The organism is Lujinxingia litoralis, assembly GCF_003260125.1.
In the GTDB taxonomy this organism is placed as follows: Bacteria; Myxococcota_A; Bradymonadia; order Bradymonadales; family Bradymonadaceae; genus Lujinxingia; species Lujinxingia litoralis.
On sequence record NZ_QHKO01000003.1, the window covers coordinates 18,044 to 37,328 of the forward strand.

Genomic DNA, 19,285 nt, shown 5'->3' on the forward strand with positions numbered 1-19,285 from the left:
GGTGGTGGATGGAGCTATGTCGTGCGTGTCATGAGGCCGGCGGCGCGGCGTCGTCCTTGCCCGCGCTCTCTTTGCCCGCGTCGTCGCTCTTCTGGCCTTCGACGCCTTTCCAGGTTTCCAGGGGCTCGTTGCGGAACTTCTGCCAGAGGTAGAGCCCCAGCACGAACATCCCGATGGCCACCCACTGGGCAGGGGTCAGGGCCAGGTAGCGGGTGTCGCCGTGCAGGCCGGCTTCGCCCGGGGCGACGCGCAAAAAGTCGAACAGGAAGCGGAAGGGGGCGTAGAGCAGCGGCAGCGTCCACAGGTAGAAGCCGCGGCGTCGGGGCTTGCGCCCGGTGGTGTAGACGAAGATGACCAGAAAGAACCAGACGATGGCCTCGTAGAAGCCCAGGTCGTGGCGCGGCACCCCGTCGGGGTACTGCAGAGCCAGGGGCCAGATCTCGGGCAGCGACTCCCCGAAGACCGAGCGGATGCCATCCCACAACGCGAAATGGGTCGCGTCGGCGCCGGGGTGGTCGTGAACCAGCGCGCAGCCGATGCGGCCAAAGAAAAACGCGATCGGGAGGCTGAACGCCGCCGCATTGGACCAGCCCACGTGGTCTTCATAGGGGTTGCGCGCGCGCCAGATCAAAAAGGCGATCACACCACCGATCAGACCACCCACGCTGGAGATGGAGCCCCAGACCTTAAAAAGGACCAGGGGGTCTTCCAGAATCAGGTGGGGCTGGTAGGCCACGACCTCAAACACGTGGGAGAAGCACCATCCGAAGATGAGCAGCCACATGCCGAAGTTCTGCATCCGGTCGCCGGAGACGCCCAGAATCTTCTGTCCGCGACTCCCCAGCGTGGAGAGGGCCAGGGCGACGCCGATGGCCACCGAGAGGCCGAAGGAGTGGAGGGTAAGCGGACCCAGCTCCCAGGGGCCGAGCTGCCAGTAGGGTAAGACCCCGAGCAGGTTCATGGTGAAACTCCAGTCATCCGGTGGCGGACCGGGGCCCGTCCACAAGAGTGTTCAGTCAATTAGAAATGGCAGAAACGGCGGGCCAACACTCGCCGGCCGGCATGCGTACCGCATAAATGGCAGGGGTTCAATTCGCGCCGGGGCACTCCCATTCCTGCTATTTTGATGTGCCGGAATGCCCCGATCTTGCACCCTTTTTCAAAGGGGGGCGGCGCCCGGGCGAACTCCGGGCCCGAGACTCGCCAGTGGAGGGCTTAAGTCGGGCTTCTACCGTCGACAGAACGCGAGGTGGAGGGCTCAAGTGGTGGATCTGGGCGTACAGAACGGGAGGTGGAGGGCTCAAGTGGCGGATCTGGGCGTGCAGAACGGGAGGTGGAGGGCTCAAGTGGTCGATCTGGGGGTGCAGAACGGGAGGTGGAGGGCTCAAGTGGTGGATCTGTACGTGCAGAACGCGCAACTCAGGGGAGTTGGTTGAGGCGTCTGGCGAGGAGGAGGTCGGCCAGGACCAGGTTGGCCATGGCTTCGACGACGGGGACGGCGCGGGGGACGATGCAGGGGTCGTGGCGGCCTTCGCGAGCCATGGAGCCGATGGTGGAGGCGGGTTTAAAGGCCACGCGCAGGGTGATGGGTTCTCCGTTGGAGATGCCCCCCTGGATGCCCTGGGCGGCCGGGGAGATGCCGGCGGCCGGGCCCTGGCCGTCGATGCCGGTGTGGAAGTCGATGCCGCAGGTGGTGGCATCGTGGAACCCGTCGCCCAGGCTGACGCCGACCACCGCGCCGATGCCCATCATCGCGTCGGCCAGGCGAGCCTTGAGCTTGGCGAAGACGGGCTCTCCGAGGCCGATGGGGCAGTTCAGGATGTGGAGCTCGATGATGCCGCCGCGGGAGTCGCCGCGGGCTTTGCATTCCAGCAGTTCTTGAGAGATGCGCTCGGCCACCGCCAGGTCGGGGCAGCGGGTGGGGTGGCGGTCGATGAGCTCGGTGGAGAGATCGCCGGGGACGTCCAGGGCGCGGTGTTCGCCAATCTGGCGGGTGAAGGCGACCACGCGGGTCTGCGGCGGGAGCAGGCGCGCGGCGAAGGCGCCCCCGATGACCCGGGCCAGGGTTTCGCGGCCGGAGGCGCGGCCGCCGCCGCGGTGGTCGCGGTGCCCGAATTTTTCCTGCCAGGTGCGGTCGGCGTGGCCCGGGCGGTAGTAGTCGGGGCGGTAATCGCTGGAGCGGGCGTTGGTGTTGCGTACGACTACGCAGATGGGGGTGCCCAGGGTTTTGCCATCAAAGACGCCGCTGAGGATTTCGGCGGCGTCGGCCTCGTTGCGGGCGGTGGTGATGGCGGACTGGCCCGGGCGGCGGCGGTTGAGCGAGGGCTGGATGTGGGTGGCCAGGTCGATGGCCACGCCGGCGGGCATGCCGTCGATCACAGCGCCCATGGCCGGGCCGTGGGATTCGCCAAAGGTGGTAAGGCGCAGGTGGGTACCAAAGGTGTTTGCAAACATCGCTTAACTCCAGAAGGTGCGTTGAGCGCGGGCCTGGGCTTCAAAGAAGGCGTCGCCGCCCTGGTGAATGCGGCCGGAAAGCGGGGGCTCGACGTTTTGGTAGTGGAGGTCGAGCCAGGCCAGGCATGGGGGCGGGGTGCCCGGGGCCTGGTGTGCGTAGGAGGATGCCGCGTTGATGATCAGCGTCAAGGGGGGCAGATCGTCGGGGGCCGAGTTCCAGCCCTGACGCGCGGAGAGGTGGGCGACGAGCTCAAAGGGCGACTCCTTAAGGGCTCTGAGCAGCGCCGGGCTGACGCCGCCCTGGCCAAAGATGAGCGTGGGACCGGGCATCACGCCCTGCTCCATGAGGGCGTCGAGGCTGGCGAGCAGGCCCAGGTGGTCGGTGTCAGTGCCGGTCCAGCCTGTGGGGGTGCGGCGCAGGGTGTTGAGGGCGTCGGCCGCGGGCTGGCCCGCGGGGGCGGCACTCAAGGCGGCGCGGCGCTTATGTGGCGAGGTCACCGAGAGGCCGCGGATGTGCAGGTCGTGGAGCAGGGAGAGGGTGGCCTCAAAATCGTCGTCGGGGGTGGGGATTTTGAGGTAGCCCCGCTCGGGCTCCTCGCTCAAGGCGGCGCGACGGTGCCAGAGGTCGCCCCGGGAGTGCTGGACCGGGTCGCCGATCAGGGCATCGAAGCGCGTGGGTGCTGGCGAGGTGAGGGCCGGGAGGAAGTTCTGAAGGTCGAGGGCCGAGGGGTGGTCGGGGTCGCGGCTGCCCAGGCCCACCGGCAGGTAGTGCAGGGCGTTGGTGGCCGCCAGGTAATGGCGCGTCCAGGCGGCGCGGTGGCCCTGGGGGATGAGCGCCACCGGGTGGCCGGTGCGTGCCAGGTGGGGCCGGGCGTCAAAGGCCGCGCGGAGCGCGCGGGCGTCGGGGGCCGGGGGGGCGTATTTGAGGGTGAGGCGCTCGGGGGGGAGGTCGAGGGCCCGGCAGAGGTCGTCGGCGCCCTGGATCATGGCGAGTAGGCCGGCCGGGGCGGGCTGACCGGGGTGGGCCGAGAGGATCAGCCGCGGGGGCCGAGCGTCCTTGAGGCGTGCGGCGGCCTGGAGGGCGTCGGGGAGGTGGTCGAGGTCGATGTCCCAGGCGCCGGCGCCAGGAAGCCCCAGCAGCCAGGTGGGGTCGGGGTGTCGCAGGGCGAGCAGGAGATGGTCGGCGTGGGGGCCCAGGTGTGGGAGGTCGGGGAGGTGGTCGAAGCGATCGCTGCGGATCTCCACGCGGCCCAGGCCCAGCAGGGCGCGGTCGCGCAGCGCGCGGGGGAGGTCGTCGGCCCGCAGCGGGACCAGCGCGGTGTGGGCGGCCTGTGGGGCGTGGGGGACCCGGGCGGCCCAGTCGAGCAGGGTGCTCAGGTCGTCGGCGGCGCGCGCCACGGTGCGGGTTCGGGGGATCGAGAGGTGCAGGTGGGCGCCGGCTCGCCAGCGGGGCTCACGGGTCTGGATCATCCAGCGGTGTTCGGCGTCGAGGGAGAGCTCGGGGCGCACGCGGGGGCGATCGCTCTGGGCCACGCTCTCTTGCCAGCCTTCGCGGTGCACCCAGACGATGAGGGCGTTGTCGGGGAGGCGCTCCAGGCCGGCGCCGGCGGCGATGATCGGGGCGTCGTCGCGCGCGGTGAGCTCGGCCAGGGTAGCGACTTCGCGGGCGCGGAATACCGGCAGGTCGCGGCGTACCAGCTCGGCGACGGGGGCGCCGGCGCCGGTGGCGATGGCCTCGTCGAGGTCGACGAAGGGGCGGCCGAGCGCGGCGGCGACCCGGCGGCCCAGGGTGGATTTGCCGACGCCGCGATGGCCGACCAGCAGGACCGCCGGCGAGGAAAAGGGGGCAGAGGGGCTCATGAGGGCTCAGATTGCCAGGAAACTTGCGGGGGAGACGATGGTGCGCGATGGTGAGCGCGCTACTACTTTCGCAAACCGGGTCTGGCGTGCCATACTTCGCCGCCTTAGGACAACCTAGAAGACCGTCGAGACGACGTTGGCGGCGTCACCCACGGGGTATCCCAGTGAAGAATACGAATAGAGAACGCGCGTTAGTTGCGCTTATTGCGATGGCGATGATGGTGTCGAGCCCGGCGGCTGCGCAGGGGCTCCCGAGCGCCGATGATGTGTGGGACCAGGCGCCGCCAAGCGCTCCCGAGCAGAGGGCGCCCCAGGCCGAGGTGGCTGCGGAGCCCGAGGCGGTGGTCGCCGAAGAGGTCGTCGCCGAAGAGGCGGTGGGCGCGCCGGAGGAAGAGCCCCAAGAGGGCGCGGAGGTGGCCGAGGCCGAGGCGTCTGCCGATGGAGACGACACCGAAGCGGAGTCGGTCGAGGCGCCGGTGGTGCGCGAGCGCATCTCGCCGGTGATGAACCTGGAGGGGGCGCCGGGCTTCCACGGGATCGCCTCAGCGATTAGCCCCGGGGCGCTGCAGTTCCAGGTGGGATTTCTGGGAGAGGCGTCGGGCGGCACCAACGTGATTCGCCTCAACGATGAGAACCGCAGCCTCACGGGTAACGTGGCGGTGAACGGGCAGTTCCTGGAGTATTTCGGATTCAACTTCCGGATGCAGGCGCGCAACAACGTCAACACCTACGGTCGACCGCAGGCGATGTTGTCGCAGGGCGACATGACCGCCGGTCTGATCGGGCGCTACGAGGTGTCGCCGGGGGTATGGTTGGGCGGAGACCTTAACTTCTTTTTGCCCTCGGGCTTTGGCGGGGTGGGCCTCTCGGGCTCGGCGCTGAGCCTGCGCCCCAGGCTGCTGGCGAGCTTCGATATCGAGGAGATGGCCGCGCAGTCGAGCGATGCCTGGGTGCCGGTGGTGGCGCACCTTAACGTGGGCTACCGCTTTGATCAGAGTGAGAACCTGGTTCCGGAGGGCGTGCAGCTCGACCGGATCGAGCGCTTCGCCTACGGCATCTCGGCCTACGACCTGGTGGAGTTCGGGGTGGGCGCGGAGGTGCCCCTTCCCTACGTGACGCCCTTTGTGGGCTGGAAGCTGGGCGTGCCGGTCAACGGGCGAGGCGGGGTCTGCGATGAGGATCGGGCGCTGCGCTGCGTGTCGGATATCGGCGGTGGAGCTTTCCCTCAGACCTTTAGTCTGGGGGCGAAGGCCGAGCCGCTGGAGAACCTGGGCCTGCACCTGGGTGTGGACCTGGGGCTGACGAGCTCCGATGCCGAGGGGCTCGGGGTGACGCTTCCCTACAATGTGATCTTTGGGATGAGCTGGAACATCGATGCCAGCGGTCCGAAGGTCATCATTGAAGAGCGCGAAGTGGAGACGATCGTGGAGGTGGAGCCGACCCTGGGCTATCTGGTGGGCCAGGTGGTCGATGCCGAGAGTGGCGAGCCGGTCGGTGGGGCGCAGATCTTCTACGAAGGGCGTGAACTCGCCGGTCAGATCAGCGACGGGGAAGGCGGCGCGTGGCGCTCGTACGGATTTGAGCCCGGGGAGGCTCTGGAGCTGCGCGTGGAGCACCCGCACTACGAGGCGGCCCTGGCGAGCTACACGGTGAGCGAAGGGGAGGGGACCCTGGAGGTGCAGCTGACCCCGCTGCCCCGGGAGGCCTGGGTGCGCGGTCAGGTGACCGACGCCGAGGGTAACGCGCTGGCCGATGCCCTGGTGCGTGTGAGCGGTCAGGATGGGCCGGTGGAGGTGCGCACCGATGAAGATGGTCGGTTTGAGGCTCAGGTGTCCGCGGGCGACTACACGGTGGCGGCGTCGGCCGAGGGCTTTTTGACCGCCGGTCAAGACGTGAGCCTGGAGCCCGACGGGGAGCTTCAGATGGTGCTCTCACTTTCGGAGGCCGGGGAGCAGCTGGTTGAGATCGATGAGGAGCGGATTCGCATCAACGAGCGGATCTACTTTGAGACCGGCGCAGCCACGATTCTGGACCGTTCGTTCAACGTGCTCAATCAGGTCGCGGCGGTGTTGCTGGAGAATCCGCAGGTGGAACGCCTGCAGATCGAAGGGCATACCGACGATGTGGGCAACGCCGATTTCAACATGGAGTTGTCGCAGGCCCGGGCCGAAGAGGTGCGGAATTATCTGGTCGAACGTGGTATTCGAAGCGAACGTCTGAGCGCGAAGGGATTCGGCTCGGAGCTTCCGTTGGTCCCGAATACATCAAATCGAAACCGCAGCCTGAATCGGCGAGTGGAGTTTAAGATCCTCGGTGAAGAGGAGTAAGGAGTAGGGATGGCAAAAGCGCGCACCCTCTACGTCTGCAGCAGCTGCGGGCATGAGTCACCCCGATGGATGGGGAAATGCCCAGGCTGCGAGGAGTGGAACACCCTGGAGGAGGAGGTGCGCGAGCGGCCTTCGGCCAGCGAGCAGGCCGCGGCCGCCAAGCGTGCCGGCTACGGGGCCGAAGGGGGCTCCAAGCCGGTGCGCCTCTCGTCGGTGGTCACCGAGCGCGGGGAGCGTGTTTTAAGCGGGGTGGAGGAGCTGGACCGCGTGCTGGGCGGGGGCTTTGTGCGGGGGGGCGTGGTGTTGCTGGGGGGCGATCCGGGGATCGGCAAGTCGACCCTTTCGCTGCAGGTGGCCGGAATTCTGGCCGAGCAGGGTAAGGAGGTGCTCTACGTCTCGGGCGAAGAGAGCATGGGACAGCTCAAGATGCGGGGGGCGCGTCTCAACGTGGAGGTGGGGCAGGTTCAGGTGGTCGGGGAGACGAGCCTGGAGCGGGTGGAGGCGCTTATCGAAGAGCATACGCCGGATTTGCTGGTGCTGGATTCGATCCAGACGCTGGCCACCGGGAGACTGACCTCATCGCCCGGGAGCGTGGCTCAGCTCAGGGAAGTGACCGGGGCGCTGACCCAGTTGGCCAAGGGGTTGCAGATGCCCACGATTCTGGTGGGTCATGTGACCAAGGAAGGGGCGATCGCCGGGCCCAAGGTGCTCGAGCATATGGTCGATACGGTGCTCTACTTTGAGGGGCAGGCCGGGTTGAACTTCCGGATCTTGAGGGCGGTGAAGAACCGCTACGGCTCGACCAATGAGATCGGGGTGTTCGAGATGCGGGGAGACGGTCTGCACGGGGTGGAGAACCCCTCGGCGATGTTTTTGGCCGAGCGACCGATGGGGGCGCCGGGAAGCGCCGTGGTGCCGGTGGTGGAGGGAACGCGGCCCCTGCTGGTGGAGGTGCAGGCGCTGGTGAGCGCGAATAATTATGGTCCGCCGCGCATCACCGCGATCGGGGTGGATCAGGGGCGAGTGATGCTGCTGCTCAACATTATCGAGAAGCGCGCCGGGCTGAAGGTGGGCGGCCATGATGTGTTTGTGAACGTGGCCGGCGGGGTCAAGGTGGTGGAGCCGGCCGCCGATTTGGGGATCGCCCTGGCGATCGTGTCGAGCTTTCGCAACCGGGCTCTGCCGCAGGATGCGGTGTACTTTGGGGAGCTGGGGTTGACCGGGGAGGTGCGCGCGGTCAGCCAGGCCGTGGGGCGCCTGGTGGAGGCGAAGAAGCTCGGCTTTATGCGGGCGCTCTCGCCCCGGGGCAACGCCCCGGGGATCGAGACTTTTGTCGACGCCCACGCCGATGCCCTGGGGGAGCTACGGGTGGAGACGGCGCGCACGCTGGGAGATGCGTTGAGAAGCACGCGTCTGGTGGAGGCGGTGGACGCCGAGTGATGCGCGATCAGGCCTTCTTGGCCCAGATGCGGCACCAGCCACCCGGGTTGATCGGGCCGGCGACGACCGTGCAGCCGCCGCAGGAGGCGCCGGCTTCCGGAGCGGTGTAGAGCGCGCAGTTGTCGCAGCGCTGGTCAGGCTTGGGCGTTTGCTCGACGTAGCCGTTGGCGGTGCGGGTGGCCACCTGAGCTTCGGAGAGGCCGGAGGTGTCGTCGCAGTTAACCTGCTGGGCCTGGCCTCCTTCCTGGGCGCCGGTGGCCTGGCCTTTGGGCTTGGAGCCGGAGGGCTGGCCCGAGCCGGAGGGCTGGCAGGCGGCCAGCAGGGAGACGCCCCCGGTGGCCAGGGCGCCCAGGAGCGCGGCGCGTTCAAGGAATTGACGGCGGTTCAACAGGGTCTTCTCATTCATCGGACACTCCTGGTGAAAAAAGGTAAAGGCCCCCACGCCACATGCGTATGGGGACCCGGTAATACTAAGCACCGAAGTGTACAGAGAATGGGGCAGAATGTCGCGGGGGCTATTCGCGCGGGGGGTATTTATCGAGTTTGCGCTGGAGGGTGCGCCGGTGGATGTCCAGGCGGCGTGCGGCCTCAGAGATGTTTCCCCCGCAGTCGGCCAGCACCCGCTGGATGTGCTCCCACTCGGCCCGGGCCAGGGAGGGGGCCTGGTAGTCGTGGTCGGCGCCGCTCATCGGGGGCTGTTCGCCGCGCTCGAAGGCGGCGATGATATCGTCGGCGTCGGCGGGCTTTTGCAGGTAGTTGATCGCGCCCAGGCGTACCGCGTCGATGGCCGTGGCGATGGAGCCGTAGCCGGTGAGCACCACGATTTTGGTGAGGGGATCGATGCCCTTGAGGTCGCGGACGACTTCCAGGCCGCTTTTGCCGGGCATTTTCATATCGACGATGGCCCATTCCGGGCTCTCGTCGCTGGCGAGTTCGATGGCCGCGGCGTGGCCCTCGGCGACGCGAACCTCGAAGCGACGGTCGCGGAAGGCGCGGGCCAGGCGTTCGCGAAAGATCTCGTTATCGTCGACGATCAGCAGGGTACGCTCTTCAGACATCTTCAGGCTCCCTGAGAGGAGGTGAGGTGGGCGTGGGGGAATGGACCGGGGTGTTGGCGCCCGGCGGCAAGAGCACCGTGATGACGGTGCCCCGGTGGAGCTCGGAGTCGATGAAGAGCTCGCCGCCGATTTTCTCGACCAGGGTGCGGGCCAAAAAGACGCCCAGGCCCATGCCTTTGCCGGTGGGCTTGGTGGTGAAGAAGGGCTCGCCGACGCGGGCAAGGATTTCGGGGGGCATGCCCGGACCGTGGTCCTGGATGCGCAGGCGCAGGTGGTCGCCGTCGTCGTAGGCGCTGAGCTCGACCGGTTGTGTGGGCGGCGAGGCGTCGAGCGCGTTGTTGAGCAGGCCACGCAGGGCCTGGGCCAGCGCGCTCACCGGCGCCCGCAGCGAGGCGGGGCGCTCGGTGTGGATGTGGACTTCGACCCGCTCCGGGGCCCTGCACCCATCGAGCATCAGAGCGACGAGCTCCTCGAGTTGGGCCGGGCGCGCCAGCTCGCCCATCGACTCGCCGGCGTCGGCGGACATCTGCTGAAGGATCTCGCGACAGCGTTCGACCTGTTCGCGGATCAGGCGAGCGTCGTCGAGGAAGTGGTCGGGGACGTCCTGGGATTCCAGGCCGCGGTGGAGTTCGCTGGCCACCAGCGCGATGGTCGAAAGCGGCGTGGAGAACTCGTGGGCGGCGCCGGCGGCCAGGGTGGCCAGCGAGGCCAGGCGCTCATTGCGCAACTCGGCTTCGCGGGCGCGGCGGAGCTCGTCTTCGCGGCGGTTGAGCGTCTGCTGGATCATGTTGATGAAGAAGGCCAGCACCACCGAGGAGACGACGAAGGCGGCCCATTTGCCCTGGATTTCCATTGAGCCGATGTCGGCGCGTAGCGCCCAGGGGAGGTGTTGGGAGGAGTAGAAAAAGTAGAGCCCGATGTAGCAGGCCACCGAGACGGCGGTCACCGCCCAGGTCCAGAGCGGACGCAGGAGCAGGGCGGCCAGGGCCACGTGAATGAAGTAGAGGAGGCTAAAGGGGTTATGAGCGCCCCCCGTCAAGAAGAGCAGGCCTGTGAGAAAGGCGATGTCGGCCAGGAGCACCAGCGTTACCAGGGCTTTGTGGCGTGGGCGGCCGGTGCGGGCCCAGGCGATGAGCGCCAGGTTAGAGAGGACCTCGAAAAAGAGGACCAGTGAGAGCATCGGGTAGGGGAATTCGACATCGAGAAAGGCGTTTGTGACCAGGACCACGGCGGTCTGGCCGATGATGGCCACCCAGCGCAGGCGAATGAGCCAGGCGAAGTTGATCCGGTGAACGTCTTCGACGCCAGCGGTGCGGGGGAGTGGGATGTCGGTGGCGCTCATCGCAGGCGTGCTCTCTGAGGGGGACTGGCCGGAAGAGGTACAGCGCGTCGTGCGTGGGTATTCCGTCTAAGGGCAACGTGTACAATGGTAAAGAGCTATGCGACAATGCGGCAACGCGTCGCGCTCTGGGGAGCCGGGGCGCGGTCTCGGGGGGCATGCGGCGCGCGCGAAGAACCATTTTTTGTGATCATGCAGGAAGGCGATGCAGCCCGGATCTCACTCCTTGAGCCCCCACATCTTGAGCCTGACCGTGTTGACCGGCCCCGACGCCGGGTTGACGCGTAACTTTCAGCAGGAACGCGTGCAGCTGGGGCGGGATCAGCGCAACGATTTCGTGCTGACCGATGGGTTTATCTCCAACCGTCATGGGGAACTCTGTGTGGAGGCCGGGCATCTGGTCTACCGGGACCTGTGCAGCCGTCACGGCTCGACGGTGATCGTCGATCAGGTCTCGATGCGCCTTCATGACAAGGAGCGCCAGACCCAGGTGCGCCTGCAGAGCGGGGCGGAGGTGCAGCTGGGCTCCAGCGTGATCCAGGTGACGATGCAGCGGGTTGGCGGTGGGGCGCAGGGGGAGACTGATGTCCGGCCGGAGGCCGAGTTTCTGGACGCGCCGAACGCCAGTGGGGAGCGTTTTATCACCACGGCGCATCAGCCGATGAAGACGATCGACCGACGGCTGCAGAGCGCCGACCAGCGGATGGCGGTGCTCTTTCGGCTGGCCGGTCAGCTCAACGGGCTGACGGCGCTCGATGAGGTGCTCAACCTGCTTGTGGAAGCGGTCTTCGACGCGTTTCCGGCGGCGAACTTCTTTGCGGTGACCCTGGCCAGCGATCCAGAGTCGGTGGTCAAGACCGAACCGATGATGACCAGGGTCCGCGGCGAGCAGGCGCTTCCGGGGGATGAAGAGGCGCCGATCTTGAGTAGCAGTATTCTCAAACGCGTGGCGCAGACGCGGGAGAGTGTGTTGTTTGTCAAAGATTCGCTGGGGGCGGAGGTCTCCCAGAGCATCATTGATGCGCAGATCACCGCCTGCCTGTGCGCGCCCCTGGTGGGGCAGCATGCGCTGCTGGGGGTGATGCAGGTGGATACGCGGGGACGAGGCAGCCTCTTCTCGCGCCACGACCTGGAACTCTTCAACATTCTGGCGTCCAACGCGGCCTTTGCCATTGAGCGGGCGCGGCTGACCGAGAGCATCGTGGAGATGTTCGAGGGGTTTGTGGCGGCGAGCGTCGACGCCATCGAAGCCCGTGACCCGATCACGGCCGGGCACTCCGAGCGGGTGGCGAGTTACACGCTGGCGTTGGCCGAGACGGTCAATGAGATCGAGACGGGGCGCTTGCGCGAGATTCATTTTGAGCCGACCGAACTCACCGAGTTGCGTTACGCCGCGCTGCTGCATGATTTTGGTAAGATCGCCGTCAGTGAGTCGGTGTTGCAGAAAGGGGCGCGCCTGCCGCCGGAGCAGATGCGGCTGATCGGTCAGCGTTTTGCCACGATCCGCGAGCTGGGCTACCGGCAGTGGTTGCGGGCGTATGTCCGGGAGTTGGAGTCTGGCCAGGCACGCCCCGATGGTCGGGGACTGGCCCGAATCGACGCGCAATTTGAGGCGTTTAGCGCCGAGCTCGAAGAGACCTTTGAGTGGCTGGGGTATGTGGCCACCAAGGGGTTTGTGGAGCCCGACGAGATGGCGCGGGTGCGGGCGCTGGGGGAACGCAGCTTTGTGGATCATCTCGGTCAGGCGCAGCCCTACCTGACGCGCTTTGAGGTGGAGAACCTCTGCATTCAGAAGGGCACGCTCAATGAGGCGGAGTGGATCGAGATGCGCAGCCACGCCGCGCTCAGCGAGAAGTATCTGGCGCGGATTCCGTGGAGCGCGGAGCTGCAGCGAGTGCCCTGCATTGCCGGGGCACACCACGAGAAGCTCGATGGGAGCGGCTATCCCAAGGGGCTGGGCGCCCGGGAGATCTTGCCCCAGGTGCGGATGTTGACGATCGCCGACATCTTCGATGCGCTCACCGCCAGCGACCGGCCTTATCGCAAGGCGGCGTCGGTGGAGCGAGCGTTGCAGATTCTGGAGATGGAAGCCGCCGAAGAGAAGTTGGACCGCGAGCTGGTCGAGCTCTTCGGCCAGCAGGTGGTGCGGCGCATCGCGCATATCATCCCGGGTGGTGGGCGGAGCTGAGCGGCGGCCGCCCGGGCCGGGCAGGTTCACGTTTAAGGGGAGGGGAGTTCGGCTTCGAGTTGGGCCAGGGTGCTGAAGAAGTGCACGCGTCGGCGTAGATCCATGGTGGGGGCGGCGCCGTAGCCGCTCCAGAAGGCGCGTTCGGTCCGGGGGCTGGCCGTGGCCAGTTCGGGGCGAAGGGCGTGGGCGAGGTCGTGTTCCGGGGGGCGAAGCGCGCAGTGGGAGAAGTCGAGGAAGGCCACGATCCGGTTGTGGTCGGCGCTGACCAGGATGCGTCCCGGGCTGAGCTGTCCCAGGGTCCAGACGCTGCGCGTCCGCGGGTGAAAGGCGCTCAGGCTCTGGCGAAGCCAGGCGAAGCGCTCGGTGAAGCGGGCGTGCGCTTCGGGGGCGTGGACGGCGTCAAGACGGCCGGCCAGGCGATCGAGGTGCGCGGCCATGGCGGCGTTGAAGGTCTGGAAGTACGAGGTCTGGGGCAGGTGGAGGCGTTCGGGGACGCCGAATCCGTCGGGGCAGGGGTGGTTGTGCAGCTGACGCAGGGCCTGGCCCAGCGAGCGCATCAGCGCCGGGGTATGCTCGGGCGTGGGGGCTTGAGCGAAGGGCGCGCCGTCGCGGGCGTCGGCCCAGTGGGCGGCGCTGAAGCGGGAAGGGGCTTCGGTGGGGATGGCGAGCGCGCCCCTGGCGAGCTCGTGGAGCAGGGTGTGATGACGGGAGGCCAGGGCCGCGCTCGGCCATCGAAAGTGCCATCTGGGAGTGGCGTCGACGCTGACCTCATCCCAGACCCAGCCGGGCTCGTCGGCCAGTCGGCGGGTGGTCTCGGGCAGGGGAGGAGACGCCTGCGCGCGGGGAGAGGTCTGGGGTTTGGAGTCGAGGCTCATGAGGCGGGTCCTGGGGGCGGGGCGCGACGAAGGGATCAGGGGCGCTGGCAGACCGCGGGGATCTCGGCGCCGCGATCTTCCAGCATGTAGCGCACCGTGCGGGTGACGGTGCGACAGGTCTGCGGGTCACGGGTGTCCATGGCCAGGCCTTTGCAGCTGGCGCCAACGCCCGGGAGGTCGGCGACCTCCTTGCAGCAGTCGACCATCTGGGTGCATTCGGCGGCTTTGCAGCCCAGCTGCGTCGTCGCGAGCGTCAGGGTGGTCAAGAGCATCAAGCAGGTGGCGAGTCGTTTCATCGAGAACTCCGGGTCAGGCAGTGGCAGCGGACGATCTCGGCGATCGTCGCGGAGGGCAGGATAAATGCATATGGATCCGGGGTAAACCTGGCAAGAGCGCCGCGATGTTACCGGGGCGTCACATCGGGGAGGATGGCGAGAGGTGACGCCGGGCGTAAAGCGCGTACAATGGGGGCGACTTTTTCTTAGAGGCGAATGTGCCCACGACTGACACTCCTCCGAAGATGATTGGACGCTATGAGCTTCTGACCCGGTTGGCCACCGGCGGCATGGCGGAGTTGTTTCTGGCGCGCGAGCGGGGGCTGGCCGGGCTGGAACGCCTGGTGGTGATCAAGCGGATCTTGCCGCATCTGGCCGACCAGGCCTCGTTTGTGGAGATGTTTTTGAGGGAGGCCCGCATTGTGGCGCGCCTCTCACACCCCAATGTGGTGCAGATCTACGAGTTGGGGCACGAGGAGCAGACCTACCATATTGCCATGGAGTACATTCATGGCTCGACGGTGCGGGAGCTCTTGTTGATGAGCCAGTCGGGGCGGGTGCAGGTGCCCTTTGAGGTGGTGGCCTCCATCGGAGAGCAGGCGTTGCGGGGGTTGCATGCCGCTCACGAGCTCCGCGATCTGGACGGGCAGGCGCTGGGGCTGGTGCACCGTGATATTTCGCCGCACAACCTGATGTGCACCAGTGACGGGCACGTGAAGTTGTTGGACTTCGGGGTGGCAAAGACCACAACGGCCACGGTGGAGGCGACGTATTCGGGGAACCTGAAGGGGAAGTTTGCGTACCTCTCGCCGGAGCAGTGCCTGCATGAGGATCTGGACCGGCGCTCGGATGTGTTTGCGATGGGCATTGTGCTCTGGGAGATGAGCGCGATGCGTCGGCTCTTTAAGAGGCGCACCGAGCTGGAGATGATGCAGGCGATCATCGGCGGGGATGTGCCTCGGCCCTCGCGTTTTCGGCCGGAGGTTCCCGCTGCGTTGGAGGCGGTGATCCTGCGTGCGCTCTCCGTCGATCGTGGCGAGCGTTACGAGAGCGCCGAGACGATGCGTCAGGCGCTGCAGGAGGCCGCCCGGGTCGAGGGGCTGGGGCTGGGGGAGCGCCCGGTGGCGGAGTATTTAAAGGAGGTCGCCGGGGAGAAGCTCGAAGAGCGCCGGGCGACGGTGGCTCAGGCCTTTGAGCGGGCGCTGACCCATGATGAGCGTCGACGGCTCTTGCATATGACCGGGTCGAGTTCGCGCTCGAAGTCGATGCTGGGCCACGACGATGATGATCTGCCCACGGTGGTGGAGCGTCCCACCGGGGTGAGTCGCTCCAGCGGGGGGCCGGGGCAGTCTTCCCGGGACTTCGGGCTGTCGGGCTCACTGGATTTATCGCTGGATCTGGACCGGGGCAGAGAGTTTCCGGCGTCGACGCCGGTGACTCCAGAAACGCCGACGAACGCTCCGGTCGCGGCCGAGGGGGGCGTGGAGGCGGCGAGGGCGCCCCGGGCTGGCCGCCGACGTCTGGGGGTGGCGCTGATGACGGTGGCTGGCGTGATGACGGCCGCGTCGTTGTGGTGGGTCTGGCAACGCCCGGAGGCGGTGGCCGTGAGCGGCGCGCCCCTGGCGATCGGGTGGGCACCGACGGTGGACCCGGAGGTGCTGCACGCAGAGCTTCTGCCGCTGCATCGCGAGTTGGAGCGGGCCACCGGCCGGCCGGTGCCCCTGGTGATCACCCGGGATTATGCCGACCTGGCCGATCGCCTCACCCGCGGGGAGGTGGCCGCGGCGGTGTTGCCGCCGATGCTCTACGTGGAGACCCAGCGCCGGGAGCCGGAGATCGCGTTGCTGGCGCTCAAGGAGTTCGACGGCGGAACTTCGTCGGATGCGCTGCTGCTGGTGCGGATGAATGCTCAGATCACGAAGATCGCGGATCTGGAGGGCAGGACCTTCTGCCTGGTGGATCGCTACTCGACGTCCGGCAACTTCCTGCCGCGCCATTACCTGCGCTCCCAGGGGCATGAGCCCGATCGCTTTATCGGGCAGATTCACTGGAGCGGGGATCATTTCCAGGGGATGCGCGATCTGATCGACGGCAAGTGTGATGCGGCGGCGACCTACTCCGGGGCTTTTTTGTCGGGCGCGGAGTACGACATTCCGACCGGTCAGATTCGCACCCTGGCGATCACCGGGCATATCCCGCAGGACACGGTGACGGCCGGTGCGGAGGTCTCGCCAGAGGATCGGGAGCTGTTGAGGCGGAGTCTGCTGGAGTTTGACCCTCGGGAGAGCATGGGGGTGCCGAGTCTGGGAGATAATCAGCGGATTACCGGGTTTTCGCCGGCCAGCGATCAGGCCTTTGAGACGCTGCGCGGGGTGATCGAGGCCGAGCGTCTGGAGGCCGGTCAGGCGTCGCCGGACGCGGAGTAGCGCTTCCGGGAAAAAGGAAGCGTCAACAAAGCGAAGCCCGCAGGCCTTAAGGCCTGCGGGCTTCGCTTTGTTTCGGGTGTGACCGCGGGCTTAATCCTGGTCGGAGTCCAGATCGACCAGGCGAAGCTCGGAGATGGATTGCGGCTCAAAGTGCGCGGTCGGGGTCTGGTCGCGGTTATCGCGGCGGGCTTCGTCGGGGACGCGCTCAGACACAAAGGTTGCGAGCTCCCCCAGGGCGATGTGGCCGTCGGTATTGGCGTCGGCCTGACCGCGAAGCCCCTCCAGCACGAAGTAGGAGAAGAGCCCGTGATCGGTGCCCTGCATCGTGCCGGTGACCTCGTCGGCGGCCGCGGCGCTTAAGAGCGCAAAGCGCGTGGGCTGGTCGTCGCGGGGGACGACCTCCAGGTCTTTGACCGGGACCAGGGGCCGGGTGCCCTCGGCCAGGACGCTGCGGCCTCCGGAGCCCGAGAAACAGGCATCGAGCATGACGATGACTTCCGCCGCATTAAGGTCGCGCAGACCTTCGGTGAGCGCGTCGATGCCCATGCCCTGGCGGTTGATGAAGCGGGGGTCGCCATCCCAGGGGACCAGGTAGCTGTCGCCGGTCTGGGGATCGGGGGCGCCGTGTCCGGCAAAAAAGACGTAGACCCGTCCGGTGGCGCGGGCGTTTTTGGGGAGCCACTCCTGGAGGTAGGCCTCCAGCGAGGAGCTGGTGGCCTGGTCATCGAGCAGGGTGATGATGTTGCGCCGCGACAGTCCCAGATGGGTCTCCGCCAGGTCGGCGAAGGCCTGGGCGTCGGCGCGGGCGCCGGTGGAGGCCGGAAGCCCGGAGCGGTAGTCCTCCACGCCGATAACCAGCGCGATATCGTCGGGGCGAGACGCCGGCGTGACCGGGCGCGGGGTCGGGCGCTCCGCGGTTGGCGGCGCGTCGGGGGCGGTCTCCCGCTGCGCGCCCAGGGAGAGGAACGCGCGCTGCGCGGCATCCTGCACCGCGGGGTTGGCATCGCTTTCGGCGACGCTCTGCAGGGCCAGGAGCACCTTGGCGTCGGGGACGGCGATGTTGCGCAGCGCGTCAATCGAGGCGCGGCGCACGGTGGGGAACTCCGAGCCCAGCGCCGAAACCAGGGTGGTGAGCCCGCCGGACCCCTGTGCCCCCAGCGCCCCCAGCCCCAGGGAGGCCGCGTAGGGGTTGGTTTTGGTCAGCGCCGGAACCGCGTCCCGGCCGAATTTGGTGGCCGTGGAGACCAGGGGCTCGCAGGTGGCGTCGCTTACCCACTCTTCGCTGTCTTCGGTGATGCCCTCTTCCACCATGCAGCCGGAGGCGTAGAGGGCGATCAGCTCCGCCATGACCGGGGCGGTGACCTCGGCATCGGCGTTGACCAGGTACATGGAGGCGGAGCGGGCGTCGGGCCCGCCCTGCTTAACGATCTCGACCATGCGGGCCTGGCCCTCGGGGGTGTAGAGGGCGTCGCGGGTCTCAAAGCCCTGTTTGACGTGCCAGGGGGTGCAGGCGCTCAAGCCCAGGCTCAGGCTCATGGCGAGCCCCAGGCCGCTGAGGTAAGAGGCCTTCATGGTGCGACCTCCTCACCGGTGGCGCCTTCTTCACCGGTGGCGTCGGCGCTTTCATCGGTGGCGTCGGCGGCGAGTTCGTCTTCCAGGGCCTGGACCTCCTGGTCACCGGTCTGGTCGGCGATGGATTTGACCATCTCGCGGCGCGCGCGCTCTTCTTCGCCGTAGGGGAAGAAGGCCAGCACGCGGGCGATGTATTTGAGCCCTTCGGGGCTTTCGACGGTTTCGGCCGGGCAGTAGCGCTCGTCTTTGACCCGGGAGGCGATGCCTTCGGCGGCGGTGGCCACGACCTGCTCGTCTTCCAGGTAACCCTGGAGGCTGGCGCGGGTGATCGATTCGCTGACGATGGCCTCTCCCAGGTACTGAACGACCTGCGTGCGGGCGTTGCGCATGGCCATGGTGCGGGCCATATCGCCGGTGGCCGCCGGCGGGCTGATGCCTACGAAGTACTGACCCTCATCGCTCTGCGGGGGACGATCCACCCAACCACAGCCGGTGATCTCGGCGTCGACGACGCGGAAGGCGAAGTACACATCTTCAAAGGTGATGGCGCGGCGCCAGGCCCAGCCGTCGGCGATCTCGACATCGCCGCCGACCTGATAGGCGGTGCCGCCGAGTTCCGGCCCGCCCTTGGCGCTGACGTCCACATCGGTGGAACGGCCGGTGTTCTGGAACAGGGTGCCCTCCCCGGACCAGAATTCACCGATGTACTGACCGGAGCAGGCGTCGGCGGAGGATTCACAGCAGGTGTTGTAGGCGTCGAAGTCTTCGATGTGGGCGACGAGCTTTTTCTTGAGGTTGTAGCGCACGCGCACGTTGGTGGTGCGCTCATTGCCCACCGAAGCGTCGCCGGAGGGCGCCGCGCTGATCGCGGGGGCCTGCAGGCCCAGGGAGGCTTTCACCGAGCTGGAGCTCTGGTAGTACTCATCGAACTGCCCGGCGGCGTTGACCTCGCGGTAGGTGATGTACTGGCTGCAGGAGGTCTGCACGCCGCGGTTCTCATCGATCTCGTCGGGGGAGACGCCCGGGCTGATGAAGCGACCGATGTACATGGAGGGGTCGGAGTCGAAGGAGGCGCGCAGGTAGACCCCTTCGCGGGCGCCGGCGACGTAGGGCCCCTGGGCCATGGCGCTGACATCGGGCTTGTCGGCGTGGGAGCTGCAGCCGGTGCCCAGCGAGGGGAGCAGCAGGGCGACCATTCCCAGAGCGGTCAGCGGACGATAAGCATTAAAGCAAGCGGGAAAAGATTTCATCGGGGGGGCTCCGTAAACAAGGTCGTACAAGTGAACACTTCGGGTCATCACCGGGTAGAGCACCGCGGCTTTGTAGGGTGGGCGGCAGACGGCCCTGTGACGAGCAATATTCATCGACGGATGGAACTTGCCACAAGTCAGCCCTCCTTGTCATGGTGCGGGCCCGGTGAAGAAGAGATGCAGCGTTTGAATGGTCCGGGGGCCGGCGGCGTCCGAAGCCC

The 19,285-nt window shown here is 67.3% G+C and carries 14 protein-coding genes; 4 read left to right on the forward strand and 10 right to left on the reverse strand.

The annotated features are described in order from the left end of the window. Positions 1-28 precede the first annotated feature (28 nt). From DL240_RS07550 to DL240_RS07560, 3 genes are all read right to left on the reverse strand, one after another. Entirely contained in the window at positions 29-961 is a 933-nt protein-coding gene (locus tag DL240_RS07550) for a prolipoprotein diacylglyceryl transferase (RefSeq protein WP_111729276.1), read from the reverse strand. A gap of 458 nt (positions 962-1,419) precedes the next feature. After that, positions 1,420-2,454 carry a chorismate synthase gene (gene aroC / locus DL240_RS07555; protein WP_111729277.1) on the reverse strand — a complete coding sequence of 345 codons (1,035 nt, stop codon included), beginning with the start codon at positions 2,452-2,454 and terminating at the stop codon, positions 1,420-1,422. A 3-nt stretch (positions 2,455-2,457) separates the two neighbouring features. Continuing rightward, complete coding sequence (locus tag DL240_RS07560; RefSeq protein ID WP_111729278.1) at positions 2,458-4,314, reverse strand: shikimate kinase; 1,857 nt, start codon at positions 4,312-4,314, stop codon at positions 2,458-2,460. Positions 4,315-4,478: 164 nt separating this feature from the next. Here DL240_RS07560 and DL240_RS07565 point away from each other — a divergent pair, with 164 nt between their 5' ends. Together DL240_RS07565 and radA are read left to right on the forward strand one after the other, a co-directional pair. Then, complete coding sequence (locus tag DL240_RS07565; protein ID WP_158542426.1) at positions 4,479-6,641, forward strand: OmpA family protein; 2,163 nt, start codon at positions 4,479-4,481, stop codon at positions 6,639-6,641. 9 nt (positions 6,642-6,650) lie between these two features. Next, positions 6,651-8,081 carry a DNA repair protein RadA gene (gene radA, locus DL240_RS07570; protein WP_111729280.1) on the forward strand — a complete coding sequence of 477 codons (1,431 nt, stop codon included), beginning with the start codon at positions 6,651-6,653 and terminating at the stop codon, positions 8,079-8,081. Between the two features lie 7 nt (positions 8,082-8,088). Here radA and DL240_RS07575 read toward each other — a convergent pair whose 3' ends face one another. The 3 genes from DL240_RS07575 to DL240_RS07585 all read right to left on the reverse strand — a co-directional run bounded on the left by DL240_RS07575 (position 8,089) and on the right by DL240_RS07585 (position 10,481). Then, entirely contained in the window at positions 8,089-8,487 is a 399-nt protein-coding gene (locus tag DL240_RS07575) for a high-potential iron-sulfur protein (RefSeq protein WP_111729281.1), read from the reverse strand. A 109-nt stretch (positions 8,488-8,596) separates the two neighbouring features. Beyond that, positions 8,597-9,139, reverse strand: coding sequence for a response regulator transcription factor (locus tag DL240_RS07580; protein ID WP_111729282.1), 543 nt, complete (start codon positions 9,137-9,139; stop codon positions 8,597-8,599). Then, the gene (locus tag DL240_RS07585) at positions 9,132-10,481 is read right to left on the reverse strand and encodes an ATP-binding protein (RefSeq protein WP_111729283.1); all 1,350 of its coding nucleotides are present in this window, start codon (positions 10,479-10,481) and stop codon (positions 9,132-9,134) included. The genes DL240_RS07580 and DL240_RS07585 overlap by 8 nt, the downstream gene beginning before the upstream one ends. 202 nt (positions 10,482-10,683) lie before the next feature. Here DL240_RS07585 and DL240_RS07590 point away from each other — a divergent pair, with 202 nt between their 5' ends. Beyond that, positions 10,684-12,666 (forward strand): HD domain-containing phosphohydrolase, encoded by a 1,983-nt coding sequence (locus DL240_RS07590; protein ID WP_111729284.1) that lies wholly within the window; start codon positions 10,684-10,686, stop codon positions 12,664-12,666. Positions 12,667-12,698: 32 nt separating this feature from the next. Here DL240_RS07590 and DL240_RS07595 read toward each other — a convergent pair whose 3' ends face one another. Together DL240_RS07595 and DL240_RS07600 are read right to left on the reverse strand one after the other, a co-directional pair. Continuing rightward, positions 12,699-13,541, reverse strand: coding sequence for a phosphotransferase family protein (locus DL240_RS07595; RefSeq protein ID WP_111729285.1), 843 nt, complete (start codon positions 13,539-13,541; stop codon positions 12,699-12,701). A 35-nt stretch (positions 13,542-13,576) separates the two neighbouring features. Continuing rightward, positions 13,577-13,837 (reverse strand): hypothetical protein, encoded by a 261-nt coding sequence (locus DL240_RS07600; protein ID WP_111729286.1) that lies wholly within the window; start codon positions 13,835-13,837, stop codon positions 13,577-13,579. A 197-nt stretch (positions 13,838-14,034) separates the two neighbouring features. On the opposite strand from DL240_RS07600, the gene DL240_RS07605 reads away from it, so the two are divergent. Then, positions 14,035-16,242 (forward strand): serine/threonine-protein kinase, encoded by a 2,208-nt coding sequence (locus DL240_RS07605; protein WP_146618168.1) that lies wholly within the window; start codon positions 14,035-14,037, stop codon positions 16,240-16,242. Between the two features lie 90 nt (positions 16,243-16,332). Here the strand turns inward: DL240_RS07605 and DL240_RS07610 are convergent, their stop codons facing one another. Beyond that, positions 16,333-17,814 (reverse strand): caspase family protein, encoded by a 1,482-nt coding sequence (locus DL240_RS07610; protein WP_111729288.1) that lies wholly within the window; start codon positions 17,812-17,814, stop codon positions 16,333-16,335. Further along, complete coding sequence (locus tag DL240_RS07615) at positions 17,811-19,064, reverse strand: hypothetical protein (protein WP_111729289.1); 1,254 nt, start codon at positions 19,062-19,064, stop codon at positions 17,811-17,813. Before DL240_RS07615 ends, DL240_RS07610 begins: the two co-directional genes overlap by 4 nt. Positions 19,065-19,285: the final 221 nt, after the last annotated feature.

Coding starts and splice junctions, on each gene's coding strand:
- DL240_RS07550 (WP_111729276.1), bottom strand. CDS start 961: ATGAACCTGCTCGGGGTCTTACCCTACTGGCAGCTCGGCCCCTGGGAG.
- aroC (WP_111729277.1), bottom strand. CDS start 2,454: ATGTTTGCAAACACCTTTGGTACCCACCTGCGCCTTACCACCTTTGGC.
- DL240_RS07615 (WP_111729289.1), bottom strand. CDS start 19,064: ATGAAATCTTTTCCCGCTTGCTTTAATGCTTATCGTCCGCTGACCGCT.
- DL240_RS07575 (WP_111729281.1), bottom strand. CDS start 8,487: ATGAATGAGAAGACCCTGTTGAACCGCCGTCAATTCCTTGAACGCGCC.
- DL240_RS07585 (WP_111729283.1), bottom strand. CDS start 10,481: ATGAGCGCCACCGACATCCCACTCCCCCGCACCGCTGGCGTCGAAGAC.
- DL240_RS07595 (WP_111729285.1), bottom strand. CDS start 13,541: ATGAGCCTCGACTCCAAACCCCAGACCTCTCCCCGCGCGCAGGCGTCT.
- DL240_RS07560 (WP_111729278.1), bottom strand. CDS start 4,314: ATGAGCCCCTCTGCCCCCTTTTCCTCGCCGGCGGTCCTGCTGGTCGGC.
- radA (WP_111729280.1), top strand. CDS start 6,651: ATGGCAAAAGCGCGCACCCTCTACGTCTGCAGCAGCTGCGGGCATGAG.
- DL240_RS07590 (WP_111729284.1), top strand. CDS start 10,684: ATGCAGCCCGGATCTCACTCCTTGAGCCCCCACATCTTGAGCCTGACC.
- DL240_RS07580 (WP_111729282.1), bottom strand. CDS start 9,139: ATGTCTGAAGAGCGTACCCTGCTGATCGTCGACGATAACGAGATCTTT.
- DL240_RS07600 (WP_111729286.1), bottom strand. CDS start 13,837: ATGAAACGACTCGCCACCTGCTTGATGCTCTTGACCACCCTGACGCTC.
- DL240_RS07610 (WP_111729288.1), bottom strand. CDS start 17,814: ATGAAGGCCTCTTACCTCAGCGGCCTGGGGCTCGCCATGAGCCTGAGC.